Origin of the sequence: Rhodococcus sp. ARC_M6 (assembly GCF_022810305.1) — a bacterium.
Lineage (GTDB): Bacteria > Actinomycetota > Actinomycetes > Mycobacteriales > Mycobacteriaceae > Rhodococcus_F.
Window position 1 is genome coordinate 88,961 of record NZ_JALGQH010000003.1, and the last position, 17,032, is coordinate 105,992.

Annotated in this window: 18 protein-coding genes; 7 read left to right on the plus strand and 11 right to left on the minus strand. The window is 61.4% G+C overall.

All coding sequences use genetic code 11. The features are described 5' to 3' along the window. The first annotated feature begins 10 nt into the window (after positions 1 to 10). A complete protein-coding gene (locus tag MTX36_RS05530) occupies positions 11 to 937 on the plus strand; it encodes an Ig-like domain-containing protein (RefSeq protein WP_243618727.1) in 927 nt (308 codons plus the stop codon). A gap of 119 nt (positions 938 to 1,056) precedes the next feature. After that, complete coding sequence (locus MTX36_RS05535; RefSeq protein ID WP_094271150.1) at positions 1,057 to 1,383, plus strand: YnfA family protein; 327 nt, start codon at positions 1,057 to 1,059, stop codon at positions 1,381 to 1,383. Positions 1,384 to 1,440: 57 nt separating this feature from the next. On the opposite strand, the gene MTX36_RS05540 is transcribed toward MTX36_RS05535, so the two are convergent. The 3 genes from MTX36_RS05540 to MTX36_RS05550 all read right to left on the minus strand — a co-directional run bounded on the left by MTX36_RS05540 (position 1,441) and on the right by MTX36_RS05550 (position 3,889). Beyond that, positions 1,441 to 2,112: a GNAT family N-acetyltransferase gene (locus MTX36_RS05540; protein WP_243618728.1), complete on the minus strand. Its 672-nt coding sequence runs from the start codon at positions 2,110 to 2,112 to the stop codon at positions 1,441 to 1,443. A 120-nt stretch (positions 2,113 to 2,232) separates the two neighbouring features. After that, positions 2,233 to 2,724 carry a nitroreductase family deazaflavin-dependent oxidoreductase gene (locus MTX36_RS05545; RefSeq protein ID WP_243618729.1) on the minus strand — a complete coding sequence of 164 codons (492 nt, stop codon included), beginning with the start codon at positions 2,722 to 2,724 and terminating at the stop codon, positions 2,233 to 2,235. Between the two features lies 1 nt (position 2,725). Then, positions 2,726 to 3,889: a steroid 3-ketoacyl-CoA thiolase gene (locus MTX36_RS05550; RefSeq protein WP_243618730.1), complete on the minus strand. Its 1,164-nt coding sequence runs from the start codon at positions 3,887 to 3,889 to the stop codon at positions 2,726 to 2,728. Between the two features lie 175 nt (positions 3,890 to 4,064). On the opposite strand from MTX36_RS05550, the gene MTX36_RS05555 reads away from it, so the two are divergent. Beyond that, positions 4,065 to 5,315 (plus strand): cytochrome P450, encoded by a 1,251-nt coding sequence (locus MTX36_RS05555; protein ID WP_243618731.1) that lies wholly within the window; start codon positions 4,065 to 4,067, stop codon positions 5,313 to 5,315. Between the two features lie 202 nt (positions 5,316 to 5,517). On the opposite strand, the gene MTX36_RS05560 is transcribed toward MTX36_RS05555, so the two are convergent. From MTX36_RS05560 to MTX36_RS05585, 6 genes are all read right to left on the minus strand, one after another. Next, a complete protein-coding gene (locus MTX36_RS05560; protein ID WP_243618732.1) occupies positions 5,518 to 5,898 on the minus strand; it encodes a VOC family protein in 381 nt (126 codons plus the stop codon). 247 nt (positions 5,899 to 6,145) lie between these two features. Further along, positions 6,146 to 6,556, minus strand: a complete 411-nt coding sequence (locus MTX36_RS05565) for a nuclear transport factor 2 family protein (RefSeq protein ID WP_243618733.1) — start codon at positions 6,554 to 6,556, stop codon at positions 6,146 to 6,148. 8 nt (positions 6,557 to 6,564) lie between these two features. Beyond that, positions 6,565 to 7,428, minus strand: a complete 864-nt coding sequence (locus MTX36_RS05570; RefSeq protein ID WP_243618734.1) for a TIGR03619 family F420-dependent LLM class oxidoreductase — start codon at positions 7,426 to 7,428, stop codon at positions 6,565 to 6,567. Between the two features lie 12 nt (positions 7,429 to 7,440). Continuing rightward, positions 7,441 to 8,622 carry a thiolase domain-containing protein gene (locus MTX36_RS05575; RefSeq protein ID WP_243618735.1) on the minus strand — a complete coding sequence of 394 codons (1,182 nt, stop codon included), beginning with the start codon at positions 8,620 to 8,622 and terminating at the stop codon, positions 7,441 to 7,443. Further along, positions 8,622 to 9,686 (minus strand): thiolase domain-containing protein, encoded by a 1,065-nt coding sequence (locus MTX36_RS05580; RefSeq protein WP_243618736.1) that lies wholly within the window; start codon positions 9,684 to 9,686, stop codon positions 8,622 to 8,624. Before MTX36_RS05580 ends, MTX36_RS05575 begins: the two co-directional genes overlap by 1 nt. Before the next feature lie 11 nt (positions 9,687 to 9,697). Then, a complete protein-coding gene (locus tag MTX36_RS05585; protein ID WP_243618737.1) occupies positions 9,698 to 10,669 on the minus strand; it encodes a Zn-ribbon domain-containing OB-fold protein in 972 nt (323 codons plus the stop codon). 79 nt (positions 10,670 to 10,748) lie between these two features. Between MTX36_RS05585 and MTX36_RS05590 the strand changes: the two genes are divergently transcribed. Continuing rightward, the gene (locus tag MTX36_RS05590; protein WP_243618738.1) at positions 10,749 to 11,786 is read left to right on the plus strand and encodes an LLM class F420-dependent oxidoreductase; all 1,038 of its coding nucleotides are present in this window, start codon (positions 10,749 to 10,751) and stop codon (positions 11,784 to 11,786) included. A 257-nt stretch (positions 11,787 to 12,043) separates the two neighbouring features. Beyond that, complete coding sequence (locus MTX36_RS05595; RefSeq protein ID WP_243618739.1) at positions 12,044 to 13,003, plus strand: hypothetical protein; 960 nt, start codon at positions 12,044 to 12,046, stop codon at positions 13,001 to 13,003. Positions 13,004 to 13,092: 89 nt separating this feature from the next. Here the strand turns inward: MTX36_RS05595 and MTX36_RS05600 are convergent, their stop codons facing one another. Next, positions 13,093 to 13,917: a crotonase/enoyl-CoA hydratase family protein gene (locus tag MTX36_RS05600; RefSeq protein ID WP_243618740.1), complete on the minus strand. Its 825-nt coding sequence runs from the start codon at positions 13,915 to 13,917 to the stop codon at positions 13,093 to 13,095. Between the two features lie 80 nt (positions 13,918 to 13,997). Between MTX36_RS05600 and MTX36_RS05605 the strand changes: the two genes are divergently transcribed. Both MTX36_RS05605 and MTX36_RS05610 read left to right on the plus strand, forming a co-directional pair. Beyond that, positions 13,998 to 15,671, plus strand: coding sequence for an acyl-CoA synthetase (locus tag MTX36_RS05605; protein WP_243618741.1), 1,674 nt, complete (start codon positions 13,998 to 14,000; stop codon positions 15,669 to 15,671). Then, the gene (locus tag MTX36_RS05610; protein WP_243618742.1) at positions 15,671 to 16,786 is read left to right on the plus strand and encodes a nitronate monooxygenase family protein; all 1,116 of its coding nucleotides are present in this window, start codon (positions 15,671 to 15,673) and stop codon (positions 16,784 to 16,786) included. The genes MTX36_RS05605 and MTX36_RS05610 overlap by 1 nt, the downstream gene beginning before the upstream one ends. A gap of 84 nt (positions 16,787 to 16,870) precedes the next feature. Here MTX36_RS05610 and MTX36_RS05615 read toward each other — a convergent pair whose 3' ends face one another. Then, entirely contained in the window at positions 16,871 to 17,026 is a 156-nt protein-coding gene (locus MTX36_RS05615; RefSeq protein WP_169632010.1) for a hypothetical protein, read from the minus strand. Between the last annotated feature and the right edge of the window lie 6 nt (positions 17,027 to 17,032).

The window sequence follows — 17,032 nt, forward strand, 5'->3', positions numbered from 1 at the left end:
AAGAAGTGACATGGTCAGCAAACGAGTACGTCGGACGTCACGGATCGCTGTGGCAATTGTCGGGGCAGTGGCGGCCGGACTCGCTCTTGCCGGACCTGCCACGGCCTTCCCGCTTTATCCGGGCGGACCGGATGTTCCGGTACCCGTCGTTGTCGGCATTCCAGGCTTGGATCCGGCGATGCCCGGCTTCCTGGGTACTCCGGCGCAGATTCCGGTCCCGCCCATCGGTGTCCCCAACTTCTCGGCGCCGTCGGTCAACCCGTACAACGGTGAGCGCGTCGGAATTGCCCAGCCCGTCATCATTCGATTCAACGAAGCGATCGGTGACCGTGCTACCGCGGAACGCGCAATTCGCGTCACGACCAACCCAGCTGTCGACGGTAGCTTCTACTGGATCAACGACAGCCAGGTGCGCTGGAAGCCGGCGCAGTTCTGGCCGGCCAATATCTCCGTGACCGTCGACGCCGGAGATTCGCACTCCACGTTCAACATCGGTGATGCACTCGTCACCGTCGCCGACGACAACACCAAGCAGATCACCGTCACACGCAATGGTGAAGTGGTTCGCACCATGCCGACGTCTTTCGGTAAGCCCGGCCACGAAACCCCGAACGGCACCTACATCGTCGGCGAGCAGCTGCGCGATATGTACATGGACTCGTCCACTTACGGCGTTCCGATCGACTCGCCCGAGGGCTATCGCACCTACGTCGAGTACGCGTCACGAATCTCCTACAGCGGCATCTTCGTTCATGCGGCGCCCTGGTCGGTAGCGCAGCAGGGGTTCACCAACGTGAGCCACGGTTGCCTCAATGTCAGTACCGAGAACGCCAAATGGTTCTTCGACAATGCCGGCAAGGGTGATCCGGTGATCGTGCAGAACACAGCCGGCGGAGTCCTCAGCGGCACTGACGGATTGGGCGACTGGAACCGCTGACATCTTTCGACGAAGGCCCGGTGCGAGAAGTATTCGCACCGGGCCTTTTTCGTATCCGGACGAGGCGTACGTTTCGCGGCGGCGATGGGTGAGTGTGTGCGGACGCTAGTCTGTGCGGCATGACCGTCGCTCGCTCGCTACTGCTGTTCGTCCTTGCCGCCGTACTCGAAATCGGTGGGGCATGGTTGGTGTGGCAGGGGATTCGTGAGCACAAAGGCTGGATCTGGGTCGGCCTCGGCGTGATCTCGCTGGGTCTCTACGGTTTGGTTGCGACTATGCAACCCGACGCCAATTTCGGTCGAATCCTGGCTGCCTACGGTGGAATATTCGTTGCCGGTTCATTGCTCTGGGCGGTGGTGATGGACGGCTTCCGGCCGGACCGTTTCGATATCGCCGGTGCGGTGATCTGCCTCGTCGGAGTCGGAGTGATCATGTATGCCCGCTGAACTTGCTGTGCGCCTTTATTAACCGCGGGCGGTTAATAAAGGCGCACAGCAAGAGGGTTAAGCCTTTGCCCGAACCACCAGAACAGTGCCCGGGAACTCGGCAGCCAGCTCGCGGCGTGCATGCTTGATGCAGGCCGTGCCGTAGCCCTTCTTACGGGCCTGCGGAGCGATCCAGATCGCGACATTCACTTCCTGATCGGTGAGCTCACCGAAAACCAGGCCGACGCTCTCCGGAACACCGGCTGAAACATCTTCGGCGACAAACCAAGCTGCGCTTTCGTCTTCGATGCGGCCCAAGCCCGCTGTCCGCTCCGCTCCGATTCGATCCTCTGCCCACGGAGCGCCGTTCTCGTCGAGCTGTTCTGCCGAACGTGTAGCGAACAGCGCCGCGTCCTCCGGGCTGGTGCTGAACGGGCGCAGATTGAAGTGCGCGCCGCTGCTGGCCGGACGATCCACGGTGGTCCATTCCAGGGTGGCGTCGAGGTCCTCGAGTTCGCTCTGGATGCGGTCGCGTGCCGCTTTGGTCAGGGCACTGAACTTGAGGCCCAACACGGCCTCCGCGTTAGTGGCGGAGGTGCCGAGCAGTTCTGCAACCGTCGTCACGGCAGCCTGATGATCAGCGCTGTCGACGACGGCATCCAGAACCTCATGCCGTCGTTCCAACGCGCGAACGAGCGCGGCGGTGAGCTCTCGACGGTCCAGGATCTGATCTTGAATGTGCGTCGTCATAAAGACTCCTTGCTGTTCGAGGCTGCAAACGTAGTGTCGTGCGGACCGTTACGACTCAATACTGCGTCACTTCTCCGCAGATGGCACCCGTTGGTCTCACGACACGAGGTGGCACGCGTCTCAGGGCTGTTTCAGCGGCTCACACACGATCACCGGGATGACTCGATCCGTCCAGGCTTGGTAGTTGTCGAAGTCGGCGTACATCGCGGTCAGTTTCGGCCACAGCTGTGTGCGTTCCTCATCCGTCGCAACGCGGGCCTTCATCGACCGGGTCCGCGACTTGATCTGCACCGTCACCACGGGATCGGCCTTGATGTTGAGGTACCACATCGGGTTCTTGGGGAGCCCGCCTTGCGACGCCACCAGAATCACATTGTCGCTGTCCTCGAGAAACAGCAACGGACTGATGCGCTCCTCGCCGGACTTGCGGCCCGTTGTGGTGAGCAGACAGATCGGCAGTCCGCGTCGCAACGCACTGCCGACCCGCCAAGTGCTGCCCAGCTTTCCACCAGTCGCTCGATACATCGCGACGTTTGCTTTCGACATCCACTTGATGATGGTGACCGTCGCCGGTGCGTCGAGTCCCTTGGGTTTAGCTGGGGGAGTGCTCATTTCAGATGCGCTCGATGATCGTGCCGGTTGCCAGTGCGCCGCCGGCGCACATCGTGATCAACGCGGTGGAACCGTCACGACGCTCGAGTTCGTGCAGAGCGGTCGTGATCAGACGTGAGCCGGTGCTGCCGACGGGATGTCCGAGAGCGAGGGCGCCGCCGTTGACGTTGACCTTGTCGAAGTCCGGTCCGTGAACCTGAGCCCAGGACAGAGCGACCGCGGCAAATGCTTCATTGACCTCGAACAGATCGAGATCGCCGATCTTCATGCCGCTCTTCTCGAGGACCTTGGTCGTGGCCTGTACCGGGCCGTCGAGGTGGAACTCGGTTTCGGCACCGACGAGAGCTTGCGAGATGATGCGGGCACGGGGCTTGAGGCCGAGCGCGCGAGCCTTGTCCTCGTCCATCAGCAGGATGGCGGCTGCGCCGTCGGAAATCTGCGAAGACGTTCCGGCAGTGTGGATTGCGCCTTCCATGACCGGCTTCAAGCGAGCCAGTGCTTCTGCCGTCGTATCGCGCAGACCCTGATCGCGGTTGACCAGTTTGGTCTCGCCCGTCAGGTTTCCTTCCTTATCGATCTGGGGTGCGGAAAGTTCGAGCACCTCACGGTCGAAGCGGCCTTCGTCCCAAGCCTGCTTTGCCAGCGCCTGCGAGCGGACACCGAGGGCTTCGAGGTCGTCGCGAGTCAGTCCGCGTCGACGTGCGATGCGCTCGGCAGCTTCGAACTGGGCGGGCAGGTCGATGTCCCACGATGCCGGACGACGGGGGCCGGCCTTGTCGCCGACGTTTGCTCCGAGGGGAACCTGGCTCATCGCCTCGACGCCACAGGCGACGCCTGCGTCGATGGCGCCCGTGGCGATCAGGCCGGCGATCAAGTGGTTGGCCTGCTGCGCAGATCCGCACTGGCAGTCGACGGTGGTGGCGCCGGTCTGCCAGGGCAGTCCGGCATGCAGCCAGGCGGTGCGGGTGATGTTGTTGGACTGCGCGCCGGCCTGCGTGACACAGCCGCCGATGACCTGCTCGATCAGCATCGGGTCGATTCCCGAACGCTCGAGGACACCCTTCTGTGCTGCACCGAGGATCTCGGCCGCGTGAACGCCGGCGAGCCAACCTCCGCGCTTTCCGATGGGGGTGCGAACGGCCTCGACGATTACTGGTGTGCCCATGGTGGGGCTCCTTTCCTTGTTATGAAAAGTAGAACAAGTTCTCTGCTGGAAGCAAGACCTGACTACCTTTCCTTCCCTAGTAAGCAGGGTTGTGTTTCAATGTAAGTAGAACGTGTTACACATCACGGATACGCATCACCCCGGTGATGAAAAGGCTCAGGCTAGGAGAGACGTAGTGGCACAGCCCGCATTGCCCGAGGGATTCGACTTCACGGACCCTGATATCTACGCGGATCGGATGCCTTTCGAGGAATTCGCCGAACTGCGGAAGACCGCCCCGGTGTGGTGGAACCCGCAGCCGCCCGAGGTCGGTGGATTCCAGGACGAGGGTTACTGGGTCGTCAGCCGGAACGAAGACGTCCGCGACGTCTCGCAGCGCAACGACGTCTTCTCGACGCACGAGAACACGGCGATTCCGCGCTTCGCCGACGACATCCCGCGTGAGAACGTCGAGATGCAGCGCTTCATCCTCATCAACAAGGATGCTCCGGAGCACACCAAACTCCGCAAGCTGGTTTCCCGCGGCTTCACGCCTCGGGCCATCAACAGCCTGCGTGAAGAGCTGACCGAGCGCGCCGAGAAGATTGTGAAGGCAGCTGCCGAGAGCGGTGCCGGCGACTTCGTCACCCAGGTCGCGTCGGAGCTTCCGCTTCAGGCAATCGCCGAACTTCTCGGTGTGCCGCAAGAAGACCGCGTGAAGCTCTTCGACTGGTCCAACCAGATGACGTCGTACGACGACCCCGAGTTCGACATTGATCCGAATGTCGCATCCATGGAGATCCTCGGCTACGCCTACCAGATGGCCGACGCACGCAAGAAGTGCCCGGCTGACGACATCGTCACCAAGCTCATCGAAGCTGACATCGACGGAAATGAGCTCTCCCCAGAGGAATTCGGCTTCTTCGTGATCCTGCTTGCGGTCGCGGGCAACGAGACCACTCGCAATGCCATCACACACGGCATGGTCGCGTTCCTCGACAATCCCGACCAGTGGGAGCTGTACAAGAAGGAACGTCCGAGTACCGCTGCTGACGAGATCGTTCGTTGGGCAACCCCGGTTACGTCCTTCCAGCGCACCGCGCTCGAGGACACCGAGGTCGGTGGCCAGAAGATCAAGAAGGGCGACCGCGTAGTGATGATGTACGCATCGGCCAACTTTGACGAAGACGCCTTCGAGAACCCGACCAAGTTCGACATCATGCGCGATCCCAATCCGCATGTCGGCTTCGGTGGCACCGGTGCGCACTACTGCGTCGGAGCGAACCTTGCACGCCTCGAAATCGATCTGATTTTCAATGCGATTGCCGACCATCTTCCGGACATCACCAGGCTCGGCGACCCCCGTCGCCTGCGTTCCGGTTGGCTCAACGGCATCAAAGAGTTTCAGGTTGATTACAAGACTGCCGGTTGTCCGGTTAAGCACTGAAACTAGCTCTATACTGAGTTAGTAACCGGCGAGTAGGTTTGTGTAGGTTGCGGGAGCAAGGTTCATCGCTCCCGCCCACACAGAACTACAACTGAACGTTTCGGATGGCCCTTAATCGGGTAATTCGGAACTAGAGCGGCGTCTGTGGGATCCCTCATCTCCCGCAGGCGCCGCTTTGTAGTTTCAACCGACACTGGGAGTTTCAGCCGCCGTAGGGTTTGGTGATCGCTTCGAGGAAGTGGCCCGACGGGTCGAGGAAGTACACGCCGCGTCCACCGTCGTTGGTGTTGAAGCCCGTGCTCGACTGGCGTGGATCCGTCCAGTGATCAAGTTTCAAGTCTGTGATCCGCTGGTAGATGCCGTCGAAGTCCTTCTCGGAGACCAGGAATGCGTAGTGCTGAGGCGCTAGCTCGGCGTCCCTCTCAACTTGGACGAAATCCAAGGAAACTCCATGATCGAGCTCGACGGCAAGAAAGTGCCCAACCTCTACCGGTCCGGGCAGGCCGAACATGTGGGTGAAGAACCACGCCGACTCTTGACGGTCCAGCGCGGCGACAATGGTGTGGTTGAACGAAATGGTCATCTGTTGACCCCTTGCGATAGGACGCCTCCATGCCTGCGGTGAGTCAGGCTTCGCTAGATCAGCCTGGTGCAGTCCGCCATCGACACGCGACGCTGATACCCAGGAAACCATGTCAAACCATGCGGCGCAACCTCGTACGGCCCCGGTCGATGACCGGGGCCGTACGAGGTTGCGTGTTGATTCAGACCTTGCGAGCAGTCTTCACGTTGTCGATTCAGACCTTGCGAGCAGTCTTCACGTTGTCGATTCAGACCTTGCGAGCAGTCTTCATTGCACGATCAACTTCCCAGAACGCGCGCAACGATTGGATCTTTCCCTCGTCGTTGACGCGGTACACGAAGACGCCCTCAGCATCGATCATCATGCCGCCGACACTGGTCCGGATCTTCCCGATGTTGACGTTCTCATTGCCGCACACCAGAGAATCGTCGATGAGGAACTCGAGCGAATCGGCGGTGGCAATGGTCATGTCGTAAAACTTGGAGATGGCTTCGCGGCCGTGGTGACCCTTGCCTTCGGGATCGAAACCCGAAGGGCCGACGGGATCTTCGACCCAGCCGTCCTCGGCGAAGAGTGCAAGCCACTCGTCCTTGTTCTTGGCGATTGCTGCAGCGCGGGAGGCGTTGCCGGCGATGCGGGCGGGGTGCTCAGTGGTCATCGTGTCCCTTACTTGATGTACTGGTCGGCGAACTTGCGCAATGATTCCTGCTTGGCTTCGAGCGGAGCATCAAACGCGATGCCGTCGAAAGCCCAAGGAACCGTGATGATGTCGGTTACCCCGGCCTCTTCGAGTTCGGCGTAGCCGGACTTGCCGAAGCGGTCGATGCACACGGTCTGGATCTCGAACGGCTCGTTCTCGCGGCCGTATTCGGTGCGAAGCTCTTTCAGTCGTGCGATGACGCCGACCAGATCGTCGAACTTGATCATCGCCGACGTCCACCCGTCGCCGACGCGAGCGGCACGCTTGAGCGCCACCTCGGTGTGCCCGCCGACGTAGAAGGGAACCGGTTTGGTGGGTGTCGGACTCATCTGGAGACGATCGAAATCGAAGAACTCGCCATGGTATTCGACCATTCCGCCGCTGAGGATCAGCTTGATGACGTCGATCATTTCGTCGACACGCGCGCCGCGACGCTTGTACGGAGCCCCGCACCACTCGAACTCTTCCGGTGCCCAACCGATTCCGACACCGAAGCCGAATCGGTTGTTCGTCAGTGCCGCAACCGATCCGACCTGACGAGCCAGGAGGACGGGGTTGCGGCTACCGAGCTTGAGAACCTGCGTGTAGAACTCGATCTTCTCGGTGACAGCGCCCATGGCGGCAGCAGCGATGAGTGGATCAACCCAGGGGGTCTCGGCATTCCACATTCGAGACCCGTCCGCGGTGTACGGGTAGTCCGCCGTCTGGGTTTCCATGAAGAACAGTGAATCCGGCAGAGCAATCGACGAGTAGCCGCACTCCTCAGCGGTTTTGGCAATACCAGGCAACTGATCCAGGGGGATCATGGCAACCCCGACGGTGAACTTCATATTTACTACCCCTTAGTTGGTGGGGCGATCGGAACCGACCACCCACATCGAGAAGTACTGCGAACCTCCGCCGTACGCATGGCCGAGGGCCTTGCGTGCTCCGGCTACCTGGTGTGCGCCTGCACGGTTCATGACCTGGATGGCAGATTCCGCGAAACGGATCATGCCCGAAGCGCCGATCGGGTTCGACGAGAGAACGCCACCCGACGCGTTGACCGGCAGCTTGCCACCGATCGCAGTCTCGCCGGCTTCCGTCAGTTTCCAGCCCTCACCTTCGGCCGCGAAGCCGAGGTTTTCGAGCCACATCGGCTCGAACCAGGAGAACGGCACATAGATTTCGGCGCAGTCGATCTCGTTGATCGGATCGGTGATTCCGGCGGCTTTCCACAATGCTGCCGCTGCGTCGCGGCCGGCTTGCGGGTTCACCTGGTCGCGGCCGGCGAAGAACGTCGGCTCCGTGCGCATGGCTGTCGCATGAATCCAGGCCACGGTGCGGCCGTCAGCTTCGACCTCAGCGGCAGCCTCTTCGTTGCCGATCACCAGAGCGCAAGCGCCGTCCGAAGACGGGCAGGTCTCGTCGAAACGGATCGGATCCCACAACATCTGCGAAGCCTGCACCGAATCGAGTGTGATGTCCGGCTGCTGGAGATGTGCGTACGGGTTGAGGCTTCCGTTGAGCCTATCCTTCACGGCCACAATGGAACCGATGTGTGAAGGAGCGCCCGATCGGCGGATGTACGAACGGACGTGCGGTGCGAAGTAGCCGCCGGCTCCGGCGCCGACGGGCATCGTGAACGGAACGGGAGTGGACAATGCCCACATGGCGTTGGACTCGGACTGCTTTTCCCACGAGACAGTCAGAACCCGCTTGTGCACACCCGACTTCACCAAGCTAGAGGCGACGATGGCGGTCGAGCCACCGACCGACCCGGCCGTGTGAACGCGGAGCAACGGCTTTCCGTTGGCGCCCAGAGCATCCGCCATCGCGAGCTCCGGCATCATCGAGCCCTCGAACAGGTCGGGGGCCTTGCCGATAACGATGGCGTCGATGTCGTCCCAGCCGACCTGAGCGTCTTCCATGGCGCGGTCGACGGCCTCGCGGACCAGTCCGGCCATCGAGACGTCGTGCCGCTTCGCGACGTAGTGCGTTTGGCCGGTGCCGAGCACGGCTGCGAGTTGAGGCGATCCGGCCATCAGTTACGTCCCTCCAATACTGCTACCAGGTTCTGCTGCAGCGCAGGTCCACTGGTTGCATGAGCCAACGCGCGATTTGCGTTGCCGTCGATAATTGCCTTGGCTGCGTAGCCGATTCGTTCCAAGCCACCCGCGAACATTGCGTTGCCGCTCAGTGAGCCACCCGACGGATTGATCGTCGTGGCGTCGGTGAGACCGATCGCCTCACGCAGGATCAACTCCTGGTGGGTGAACGGTGCATGCAGTTCCGCGACGTCGATATCTGCGACATTTCCGCGGGTGGCAGCCTTGGCTGCTGACGCGGTGGACGCCGAAATCGTGAGGTCTCGGCCACCGAGATTGGCGGAGTCGATGCGGTGCTCGATACCGGTGATCCACGCCGGGCGTTCGCACAGGTCCCGGGCGCGGTTACCTGAGGCCAGGACGATGGCTGCGGCACCGTCAGTGATGGGCGCACAATCGTGCATACGCAACGGATCTGCCAAAAATGGGCTGGCGAGCAGAGATTCAGCGATTACATCGCCGGAGAGCTGTGCGTTGGGATTGTTCTTCGCGTTGCGACGGCTACGAACGGCGACGTCTGCCATTTCTTCCGCTGTCCACTTGCCCGCGTCGAGACCGAGACGAGCCTGGAGGCCGGCGATGGCGACAGAGTCCGGCCACAGCGGCGCAACGAGGTACGGATCAAGCTGCATTGCAAGGATTTTGCGTAGGTTGCCGGCCGATGACTTGCCGAAACCGTAAACCAATGCGGTCTCGACCTCACCGGTCATGATCTTGACCCAGGCTTCGTAGAGCGCCCAAGCCGCATCCATCTCGACGTGAGATTCGTTGATCGGGGGAACTGCGCCGATGGCGTCGATCGCCGAAATGAACGAGAACGCGCGACCAGCGAGGTAGTCGGACGAGCCGGAGCACCAGAAACCGATATCGGACTTGGTGATTCCCAGTTCCGAGTACAGCTGATCGAAGCAGGGGGTGAGCATTTCGACGCCATTAGTGGTGCCGGTTGTTTCACGAACGTGCGGGGCCTGCGCGAAGCCCACGACGGCGATGTCTGTCATGTGTCCGCCCTTTACAGGTGATGCTTGTAGGTGTCGTACTCGGCGTCGGGCTCACCCGTCGGCCGGAAGTACTCGATATTTTCGAGGCCGTAACCCCACTCCTCGCGAGGCTTCCACTTCGCTTCGACGCGCATACCCATCCGAATGTCTGCCGCATCGCATTCGAGGATCAGATGCAGGAATGCGATGTCTGCGCCGTCGAGAAGGACGTAGGCAGCGACATAGGGCGGCTTGATCTTCTGGCCGAGGAACGGGACGTTGACGATGCAGAACGTGGTGATGATGCCGCGGTCCGGCAACTCCACCTGCTCGACCATGGGGCGCCCGTTGGTCGGGTTGGTTCCGCGCGGCGGAATGTACACCTTGTCGTTCGGCCCGGAGCGGCCGCCGATCAGCTTGCCTTCTGCCAAGCCGCGCAGGTAGAAACTTTCGCCGAGCGATGCCGTATGCATGAAATCGAGCGAGATTGGGGTAGTAATCATCGTGACCGGATCCCCTTCGGAATCCAGTGTCGCGACACCATTTTCGGTTTCACCCGGTTCGAAGCACTCGATATCCTGGATCTGCCCGACACGCTCGGCTGCCCAGCGGGCGCGAACCCGCATACCGGTGCTGATCGCATCCGACGAATCGACGTCCACAGCATGGAGCATCGTGGAATCTGCGCCGTCGAGCTTGATGAGAGCCCACGCAAACGGCTTGGCGAGAGGCTGACCGTCGTAAGGTTCGGCATTCCACGTCCAGCTCACCACGGTGCCGCCGTCGGAAACTCCGACGAACTCCGTGAGAGGTTCTGCGGTAATCGGATCAAATTCCTGCGGTGGTACAAACACACGGCCGTCGGAGCCGAGAGCCCCGATCACCTTGCGATTACGTAGCGCACTCACGAACGCGCCAATGGTCGGACCCGTTGATCGGGTGTAGTTGAATTCCAGCTTTAGTGGTGCGCTCAGTGGCTTCTCTGCCACCCCGCTCTTTCCCATGGTCACAAGATCGAGTAGAACAGGTTCTAGTGAATGTGGCAAGAGTCACGACTGATCACCGGTGATACGGAGGCGCGAGATGAAGCTTGGGTTGCAACTCGGATACTGGGGTGCACAGCCGCCCACGAACGCCCCGGAGTTGATCGAGGCCGCCGAAGGCGCGGGTTTCGACGCCGTCTTCGCCGCCGAATCCTGGGGGTCGGACGCATTCACGCCGTTGGCGTGGTGGGGATCCCGGACCGAGAAAGTGAAACTGGGTACGTCCGTCGTGCAAATTTCCGCACGGACGCCAACGAGCTGCGCGATGCACGCACTCACGCTCGACCACCTCAGTGGCGGTCGAACAATCCTGGGGCTGGGCGTATCCGGACCCCAGGTCGTCGAAGGCTGGTATGGCCAACCCTTCGAGAAGCCACTCGCGCGCACTCGCGAATACGTGTCGATCGTCCGCCAGGTTCTCGCCCGTGAGGCGCCCGTGACCAGTGCGGGACAGCACTACCCTCTGCCCTACAACGGACCCGGCAGTTCGGGCCTCGGCAAGCCGCTCAAGCCCATTACGCACCCCGTGCGCGCAGACATCCCCATCTGGCTCGGCGCCGAAGGCCCGAAAAACGTTGCACTCGCGGGAGAAATCGCCGACGGTTGGCTCGCGATCTACTACACCCCGCGTCTCGCGCCCATGTACAACAAGTGGCTCGACGAAGGCTTCGCTCGGGAGGGCGCGCGTCGCACCCGCGAAAACTTCGAGGTAGCCGCCACCTGCCAGGTCGTCGTCACCGATGATCGCGCCGCCACCATTGATGCTCTCAAGCCGATGACCGCCCTGTACGTCGGCGGAATGGGCGCCCCGGAGTTGAACTTTCACGCCCAGGTCTACAAGCGCATGGGCTACGAGAAAGAGGTCGACGAGATCGGCCGCCTCTTCATGTCCGGCCGAAAGGAAGAAGCCGCTGCCGTCGTCCCCGACGAAATGGTCACGGAAACCATGATTATAGGCAACATCGACGAGGTACGTGCCGACGTCAAGCGTTGGGAGGATGCCGGCGTCACCATGCTGCTGGTGACCTGCCGCAGCGCCGATCATGTGCGCTCACTTGCGGACGCAGTGCTGGGCTGACGCCACCCCTTGGCCGCCCCTGCCCAGTCCCGGTCTGCACTCGACGGGACCTGCACTCGACGGGACCTGCACTCGACGGGACCTGCACTCGACGGGACCTGCACTCGACGGGACCTGCACTCGACCGCGTGAACGTATCGCTTCCCTTGCTGGACAGAGGGAGCGATACGTTCACGCGGCTGTGGATTGCCGGTAGGCCTGTGGATAACCCCCATGACGGACCGGTTCGAACTCAGCGATGCCTCATGATTCCTACTATGCGAAGGGGACGATGGGGCGACGATCCGAAATTGTTGGACGCCGCGAGTATGGATGGTGTCATCCGAGTTGCCGAACTGAGCCGATTGGGTGTTTCCGATTCTGCAATCGCGGGGCGATGCAGAAAAGGGGGAACCTGGCAGAGGTTGCTTCCCGGAATTGTGCTGTTGGGTAACGGTTACCCGAGCCCACGTCAACGAACAATTGCCGCGCTCATGTTCTGCGGCAGGGGGTCGATGGTCACCGGCAAAGCGGCGATGGCGCAATTCGGCTATCGAACGCACTCTGGCGACGTTCAGATCCTGATGCCCATGCATCGCCGCGTGCAATCCACTGATTTTGTCGTAGTCGAACGTACCGTCAGGCTTCCGACGCCATTGACTCGCAGTGGAATCGATTGTGCGCCATTGGTTCGCGCAGTGCTCGATGCAGCACGACGAACCAAGACGCTCGACACTGCTCGTGCACTGATTGCGGAAGTAGTTCAGCGAGGTGATGTCTCAGTTCGTGACCTGTCCAAAGAGCTCGAGGCTGGCAGTATCCGGGGGAGTGCTCTGCCACGAGAGGTCCTGCGCGAGGTCGACGCGAATGTCCATTCGGTTCCCGAAGCGGAGGCGCGCAAACTTTGGGAGCGTAGTGGGCTTCCCGAGATGGTCTTCAATCGTGAAATTTGCGATGCGGGTGGGAAGTTCATCGCTATGCCCGACGGTTGGATCGATTCGGTTGCTTTCGCGTGGGACATCGATTCGCTGGATTGGCATCTTTCGCCCGCTGACTACCGAGCGACGCTTGAGCGTCGGACGCGTATGCAGAACGCCGGAATCGTCGTCCTCCCGACGGTCCCGAGTGCATTGAGGGAATCGCCCGACCGCGTCATGGCCGATCTGTGCTCGCATTTCGCTCTGGCCGCCTCGCGTCCCCGCCCGAAGGTATCAATCAGTGCCCGGCCCGGCGGGTGAACGTATCGCTGCCACGGTCTGACAAGGGTAGCGATACGTTCACCCGACAGGGGGTGGGGGAAAGGAGGGGGAGGGGACTGCAGGAGCGCTCAGGCGCCCTTGAAGTTGGGTGCTCGCCTCTCACCGAAGGCTCGGGGGCCTTCCTTGGCGTCAGCACTCATGAAGACCGTCTGGCCCAACTTCGAGTCGATCTGGAATGCGGCTTCCTCATGCATTCCCTCGGTGTCGCGGATGGTCTTGAGGATGGCCTGGACGGCGAGAGGGCCGTTGGCGGCGACGAGTTCGGCAAGTTCGAGTGCCTTGTCCAGTGCCTGACCGTCCGGGACGACGTGACCGATGAGGCCCATTTCCTTGGCTTCCGGCGCCTCGATGTGGCGGCCGGTCAGCAGGATGTCGGCAGCAATCGTGTACGGAATCTGGCGGACCAGACGCACTGCTGAGCCGCCCATGGGGAAGAGGCCCCACTTGGCTTCGGAGACACCGAACTTGGCGCTCTCGCCGGCGACGCGAATGTCGGTCCCCTGAAGGATTTCGGTGCCGCCCGCGATGGCAGCGCCCTCGACGGCAGCGATGAGTGGCTTGGTGAGGCGACGGCCCTTGAGGAGGCCCTCGATCTTGGACATGTCGACTCCGCCCTCGGCGAAGGCGTCTCCGGGGGGCTTGGCGGCCATGTTCTTGAGATCGGCGCCGGCGCAGAAATCGCCGCCCGCTCCGGTGAGGACGGCGACGCGGATGTCGGGGTCGTTGTCGACCTGATTCCATGCGTCGACCATGATTGCCATCATCTCGCCAGTGATGGCGTTCTTGCGTTCGGGGCGGTTCATGGTGATGATCAGGACGTGACCGCGCTTCTCGACGAGGGCGTGCGGCGCTGTTTCCGAAGTGTCGGATTTTTCGGTCGTCGTTGAGGACACTGATGACTCCTGGGCGGTTTGTGAGCTGGCTCTCAAATTGGGTCTTGCCAGAAACGGTAACACGTTCTACTTTGAACGGTGTGGCCCTTAACATCGCAGACTTCGTAGAGCACTCGATCGACCTCAATCCGGACCGGGTGGCACTGGTCTCAGATGCCGGAGAGGTGACATACGCGCAACTGGAAGACCGTGCCAACAGGCTCGGTCACTACCTGCTCGAACATGGCGTCAAGCCAGGTGACAAGGTCGGCATCTACTGCCGCAACGTCAGCGAGGCCATTGAAGCCATGGTTGCAATCTTCAAGATCCGGGCGGTGATGGTCAACATCAACTACCGCTACGTCGAGAACGAGTTGCAATACATCTTCGACAATTCGGACATGGTTGCTCTGGTTGCAGAACGTCGCTATGCCGACAAGATCGCAAATGTCCTTCCGAACAGCCCCCTCGTCAAGTCTGTTGTCGTTGTCGAAGACGGCACCGACATCGACTACTCGTCGTTCGGTATCGAGTACGAAGCAGCTCTGGCGCAAAGTTCCGGCGAGCGTGATTTCGGGCCGCGTAGCAACGACGACATCTTCATGCTCTACACCGGTGGCACGACCGGTAACCCGAAGGGCGTCATGTGGCGTCACGAGGACTGGTGGCGCGTACTCGGCGGCGGAATCAACTTCGTCACCGGCGTTCCCGTCGAAGACGAGTACGAGATGGCGAAGGTCGGCGCTGCCAACCCGAGCATGATTCGTTACCCGATCCCGCCGATGATCCACGGTGGTTCTCAGTCGGCAGTTTTCCACAGCCTTTTCGGCGGCGGAACACTGCTGATGCACCCGGAGTTCGACGCACACGAGGTGTGGAAGAACATCGACAAGTACAAGATCAACCTGATCTTCATCACCGGCGACGCAATGGGTCGTCCGATGCTCGACGCTCTGATCGCCGGAAACCCCGAAACCGGTGAACCTTATGACCTTTCGACGCTCTACGTGATGGCCAGCAGCGCTGCTCTGTTCTCTCCGAGCATCCAGGAGCAGTTCCTCGAATTGCTTCCCAACCGTCTGCTCACCGACTCCATCGGCTCTTCCGAGACCGGTTTCGGTGGCCTGGCAGTACTCGCCAAGGGGCAGAAGCACACCGGCGGTCCGACGGTCAAGATCGATGCCTCCACAACGGTTCTCGACGACGAGGGCAACGAGGTCGAGCCCGGTTCCGGCAAGCGGGGAATGCTTGCACGCAAGGGCAACATCCCGCTCGGCTACTACAAGGACGAAGTCAAGACGGCAGAAACGTTCCGCACGATCAACGGTGTGCGGTACTCGATCCCGGGTGACTACGCACAGGTCGAAGCCGACGGCACGGTCACGATGCTCGGCCGCGGTTCGGTATCGATCAACAGTGGTGGCGAGAAGGTTTACCCGGAAGAGGTTGAAGGCGCACTGAAGTCGCACCCCGACATCTTCGACGTGCTTGTCGTCGGTGTTCCGGACGAGCGATTCGGTCAGCGCGTTGCCGCAGTTATCCAGGTACGTGAAGGTACGTCGCCGACACTGAGCGACATCGCCACCGCGGCTCGCAAAGAGATTGCCGGATACAAGATTCCGCGCAGCGTGTGGTTCGTGGACCAGGTCAAGCGCAACCCGGCCGGAAAGCCCGATTACCGTTGGGCCAAGGCCGAAACCGAGTCGCGTGAGGCCGATGACCACAATGGCAATGGTGCTCCCGAGGCAGCAGCAACAGAAAGTGTAGACGCCTGATGCGCTCTGATCTGGCCGACAAGTTCGGCGTCGAATATCCGATCGTCGGCTTTACGCCGTCGGAACATGTTGCGGCAGCTATCAGTCGCGCGGGCGGCTTGGGAGTGCTGGGGTGCGTTCGGTTCAACGATCCCGCAGAACTCGAAGCCGTACTGACTTGGATGGACGAGAACACCGACGGTAAGCCGTACGGCGTCGACATCGTCATGCCGGCAAAGGTTCCCACCGAGGGCGGCGCTGTCGATCTGGACAAGCTGATCCCGGCGGAGCACCGCGCCTTCGTCGATCGCACACTCGCAGACCTCGGCGTACCGCCGCTGTCCGATGATGTCGAGCACAACACCGGCACGTTGGGTTGGCTGCACTCGGTGGCACGTTCGCACGTCGATGTCGCTCTGGGCCACCGGATTGCCCTGATCGCGAACGCACTCGGCTCACCGCCGAAGGACGTCATCGATCAGGCCCACGCCAAGGGTGTTCCGGTCGCGGCTTTGGCGGGAACGGTCGAGCATGCTCGTCGCCACGTCGAGAACGGCGTAGACATCGTGATCGCTCAGGGCTACGAGGCGGGTGGGCACACCGGCGAGATCGCGTCGATGGTGTTGGTTCCCGAAATCGTCGACGCACTAGGCGACAGTGCGCCTGTGTTGGCTGCCGGCGGTATCGGCAGTGGGCGTCAGGTTGCGGCAGCGTTGGCCTTGGGTGCCCAGGGCGTCTGGATGGGGTCGTACTGGCTCACCACGTCGGAGTACAAGCTGGGCAGCGCTTCCGGTGAGGGCCCGTCGGCTATTCAGCGGGCACTGCTCAAGGCGACGTCGTCGGATACGGTGCGTTCACGGATCTACTCGGGCAAGCCGGCGCGGTTGCTCAAGACGAAGTGGACCGAGGCTTGGTCCCAGCCCGACGCCCCGGCGGCTCTGCCGATGCCGTTGCAGAATCTTCTGGTCAGTGATGCGCATCAACGTATTTCGGCGTCGGATAACCCTGACGTCGTGGCAATGCCCGTCGGTCAGATCGTGGGACGGATGAACGAGATCCGCCCGGTCGCCGAAGTCATGGCCGAGTTGGTTTCCGGATTCGAGGAAGCGCGAGCCCGCTTGGACTCTATGAAGTGACTGCTTCCATGAAGTAAGCAGCACTCTGAAGCGCATGAGAGGCCCTCGACCAGGAAATCGGTCGAGGGCCTCTCATGTGTAGTTTCAGCCGGCTAAATCGTCAGGTCCGACGCTGTCCGACAACCATTCCCCGCGACTGAGCACGCCGTCGTCGCGGCGACGTGCAATCACGAAGATAACCAGGGCTGCAGCAGCAACGAGCGCAAGGATGCGTGATGGTGTCAGGTTCGGATTCTTCATAGATGC

Excerpts from the sequence above, each read along its gene's own strand:
- MTX36_RS05615 (WP_169632010.1), bottom strand. The coding sequence starts at position 17,026 with ATGAAGAATCCGAACCTGACACCATCACGCATCCTTGCGCTCGTTGCT.
- MTX36_RS05610 (WP_243618742.1), top strand. The coding sequence starts at position 15,671 with ATGCGCTCTGATCTGGCCGACAAGTTCGGCGTCGAATATCCGATCGTC.
- MTX36_RS05540 (WP_243618728.1), bottom strand. The coding sequence starts at position 2,112 with ATGACGACGCACATTCAAGATCAGATCCTGGACCGTCGAGAGCTCACC.
- MTX36_RS05545 (WP_243618729.1), bottom strand. The coding sequence starts at position 2,724 with ATGAGCACTCCCCCAGCTAAACCCAAGGGACTCGACGCACCGGCGACG.
- MTX36_RS05575 (WP_243618735.1), bottom strand. The coding sequence starts at position 8,622 with ATGGCCGGATCGCCTCAACTCGCAGCCGTGCTCGGCACCGGCCAAACG.
- MTX36_RS05570 (WP_243618734.1), bottom strand. The coding sequence starts at position 7,428 with ATGAAGTTCACCGTCGGGGTTGCCATGATCCCCCTGGATCAGTTGCCT.
- MTX36_RS05590 (WP_243618738.1), top strand. The coding sequence starts at position 10,749 with ATGAAGCTTGGGTTGCAACTCGGATACTGGGGTGCACAGCCGCCCACG.
- MTX36_RS05560 (WP_243618732.1), bottom strand. The coding sequence starts at position 5,898 with ATGACCATTTCGTTCAACCACACCATTGTCGCCGCGCTGGACCGTCAA.
- MTX36_RS05550 (WP_243618730.1), bottom strand. The coding sequence starts at position 3,889 with ATGGGCACACCAGTAATCGTCGAGGCCGTTCGCACCCCCATCGGAAAG.
- MTX36_RS05595 (WP_243618739.1), top strand. The coding sequence starts at position 12,044 with ATGCGAAGGGGACGATGGGGCGACGATCCGAAATTGTTGGACGCCGCG.
- MTX36_RS05530 (WP_243618727.1), top strand. The coding sequence starts at position 11 with ATGGTCAGCAAACGAGTACGTCGGACGTCACGGATCGCTGTGGCAATT.
- MTX36_RS05565 (WP_243618733.1), bottom strand. The coding sequence starts at position 6,556 with ATGACCACTGAGCACCCCGCCCGCATCGCCGGCAACGCCTCCCGCGCT.
- MTX36_RS05580 (WP_243618736.1), bottom strand. The coding sequence starts at position 9,686 with ATGACAGACATCGCCGTCGTGGGCTTCGCGCAGGCCCCGCACGTTCGT.
- MTX36_RS05535 (WP_094271150.1), top strand. The coding sequence starts at position 1,057 with ATGACCGTCGCTCGCTCGCTACTGCTGTTCGTCCTTGCCGCCGTACTC.
- MTX36_RS05585 (WP_243618737.1), bottom strand. The coding sequence starts at position 10,669 with ATGGGAAAGAGCGGGGTGGCAGAGAAGCCACTGAGCGCACCACTAAAG.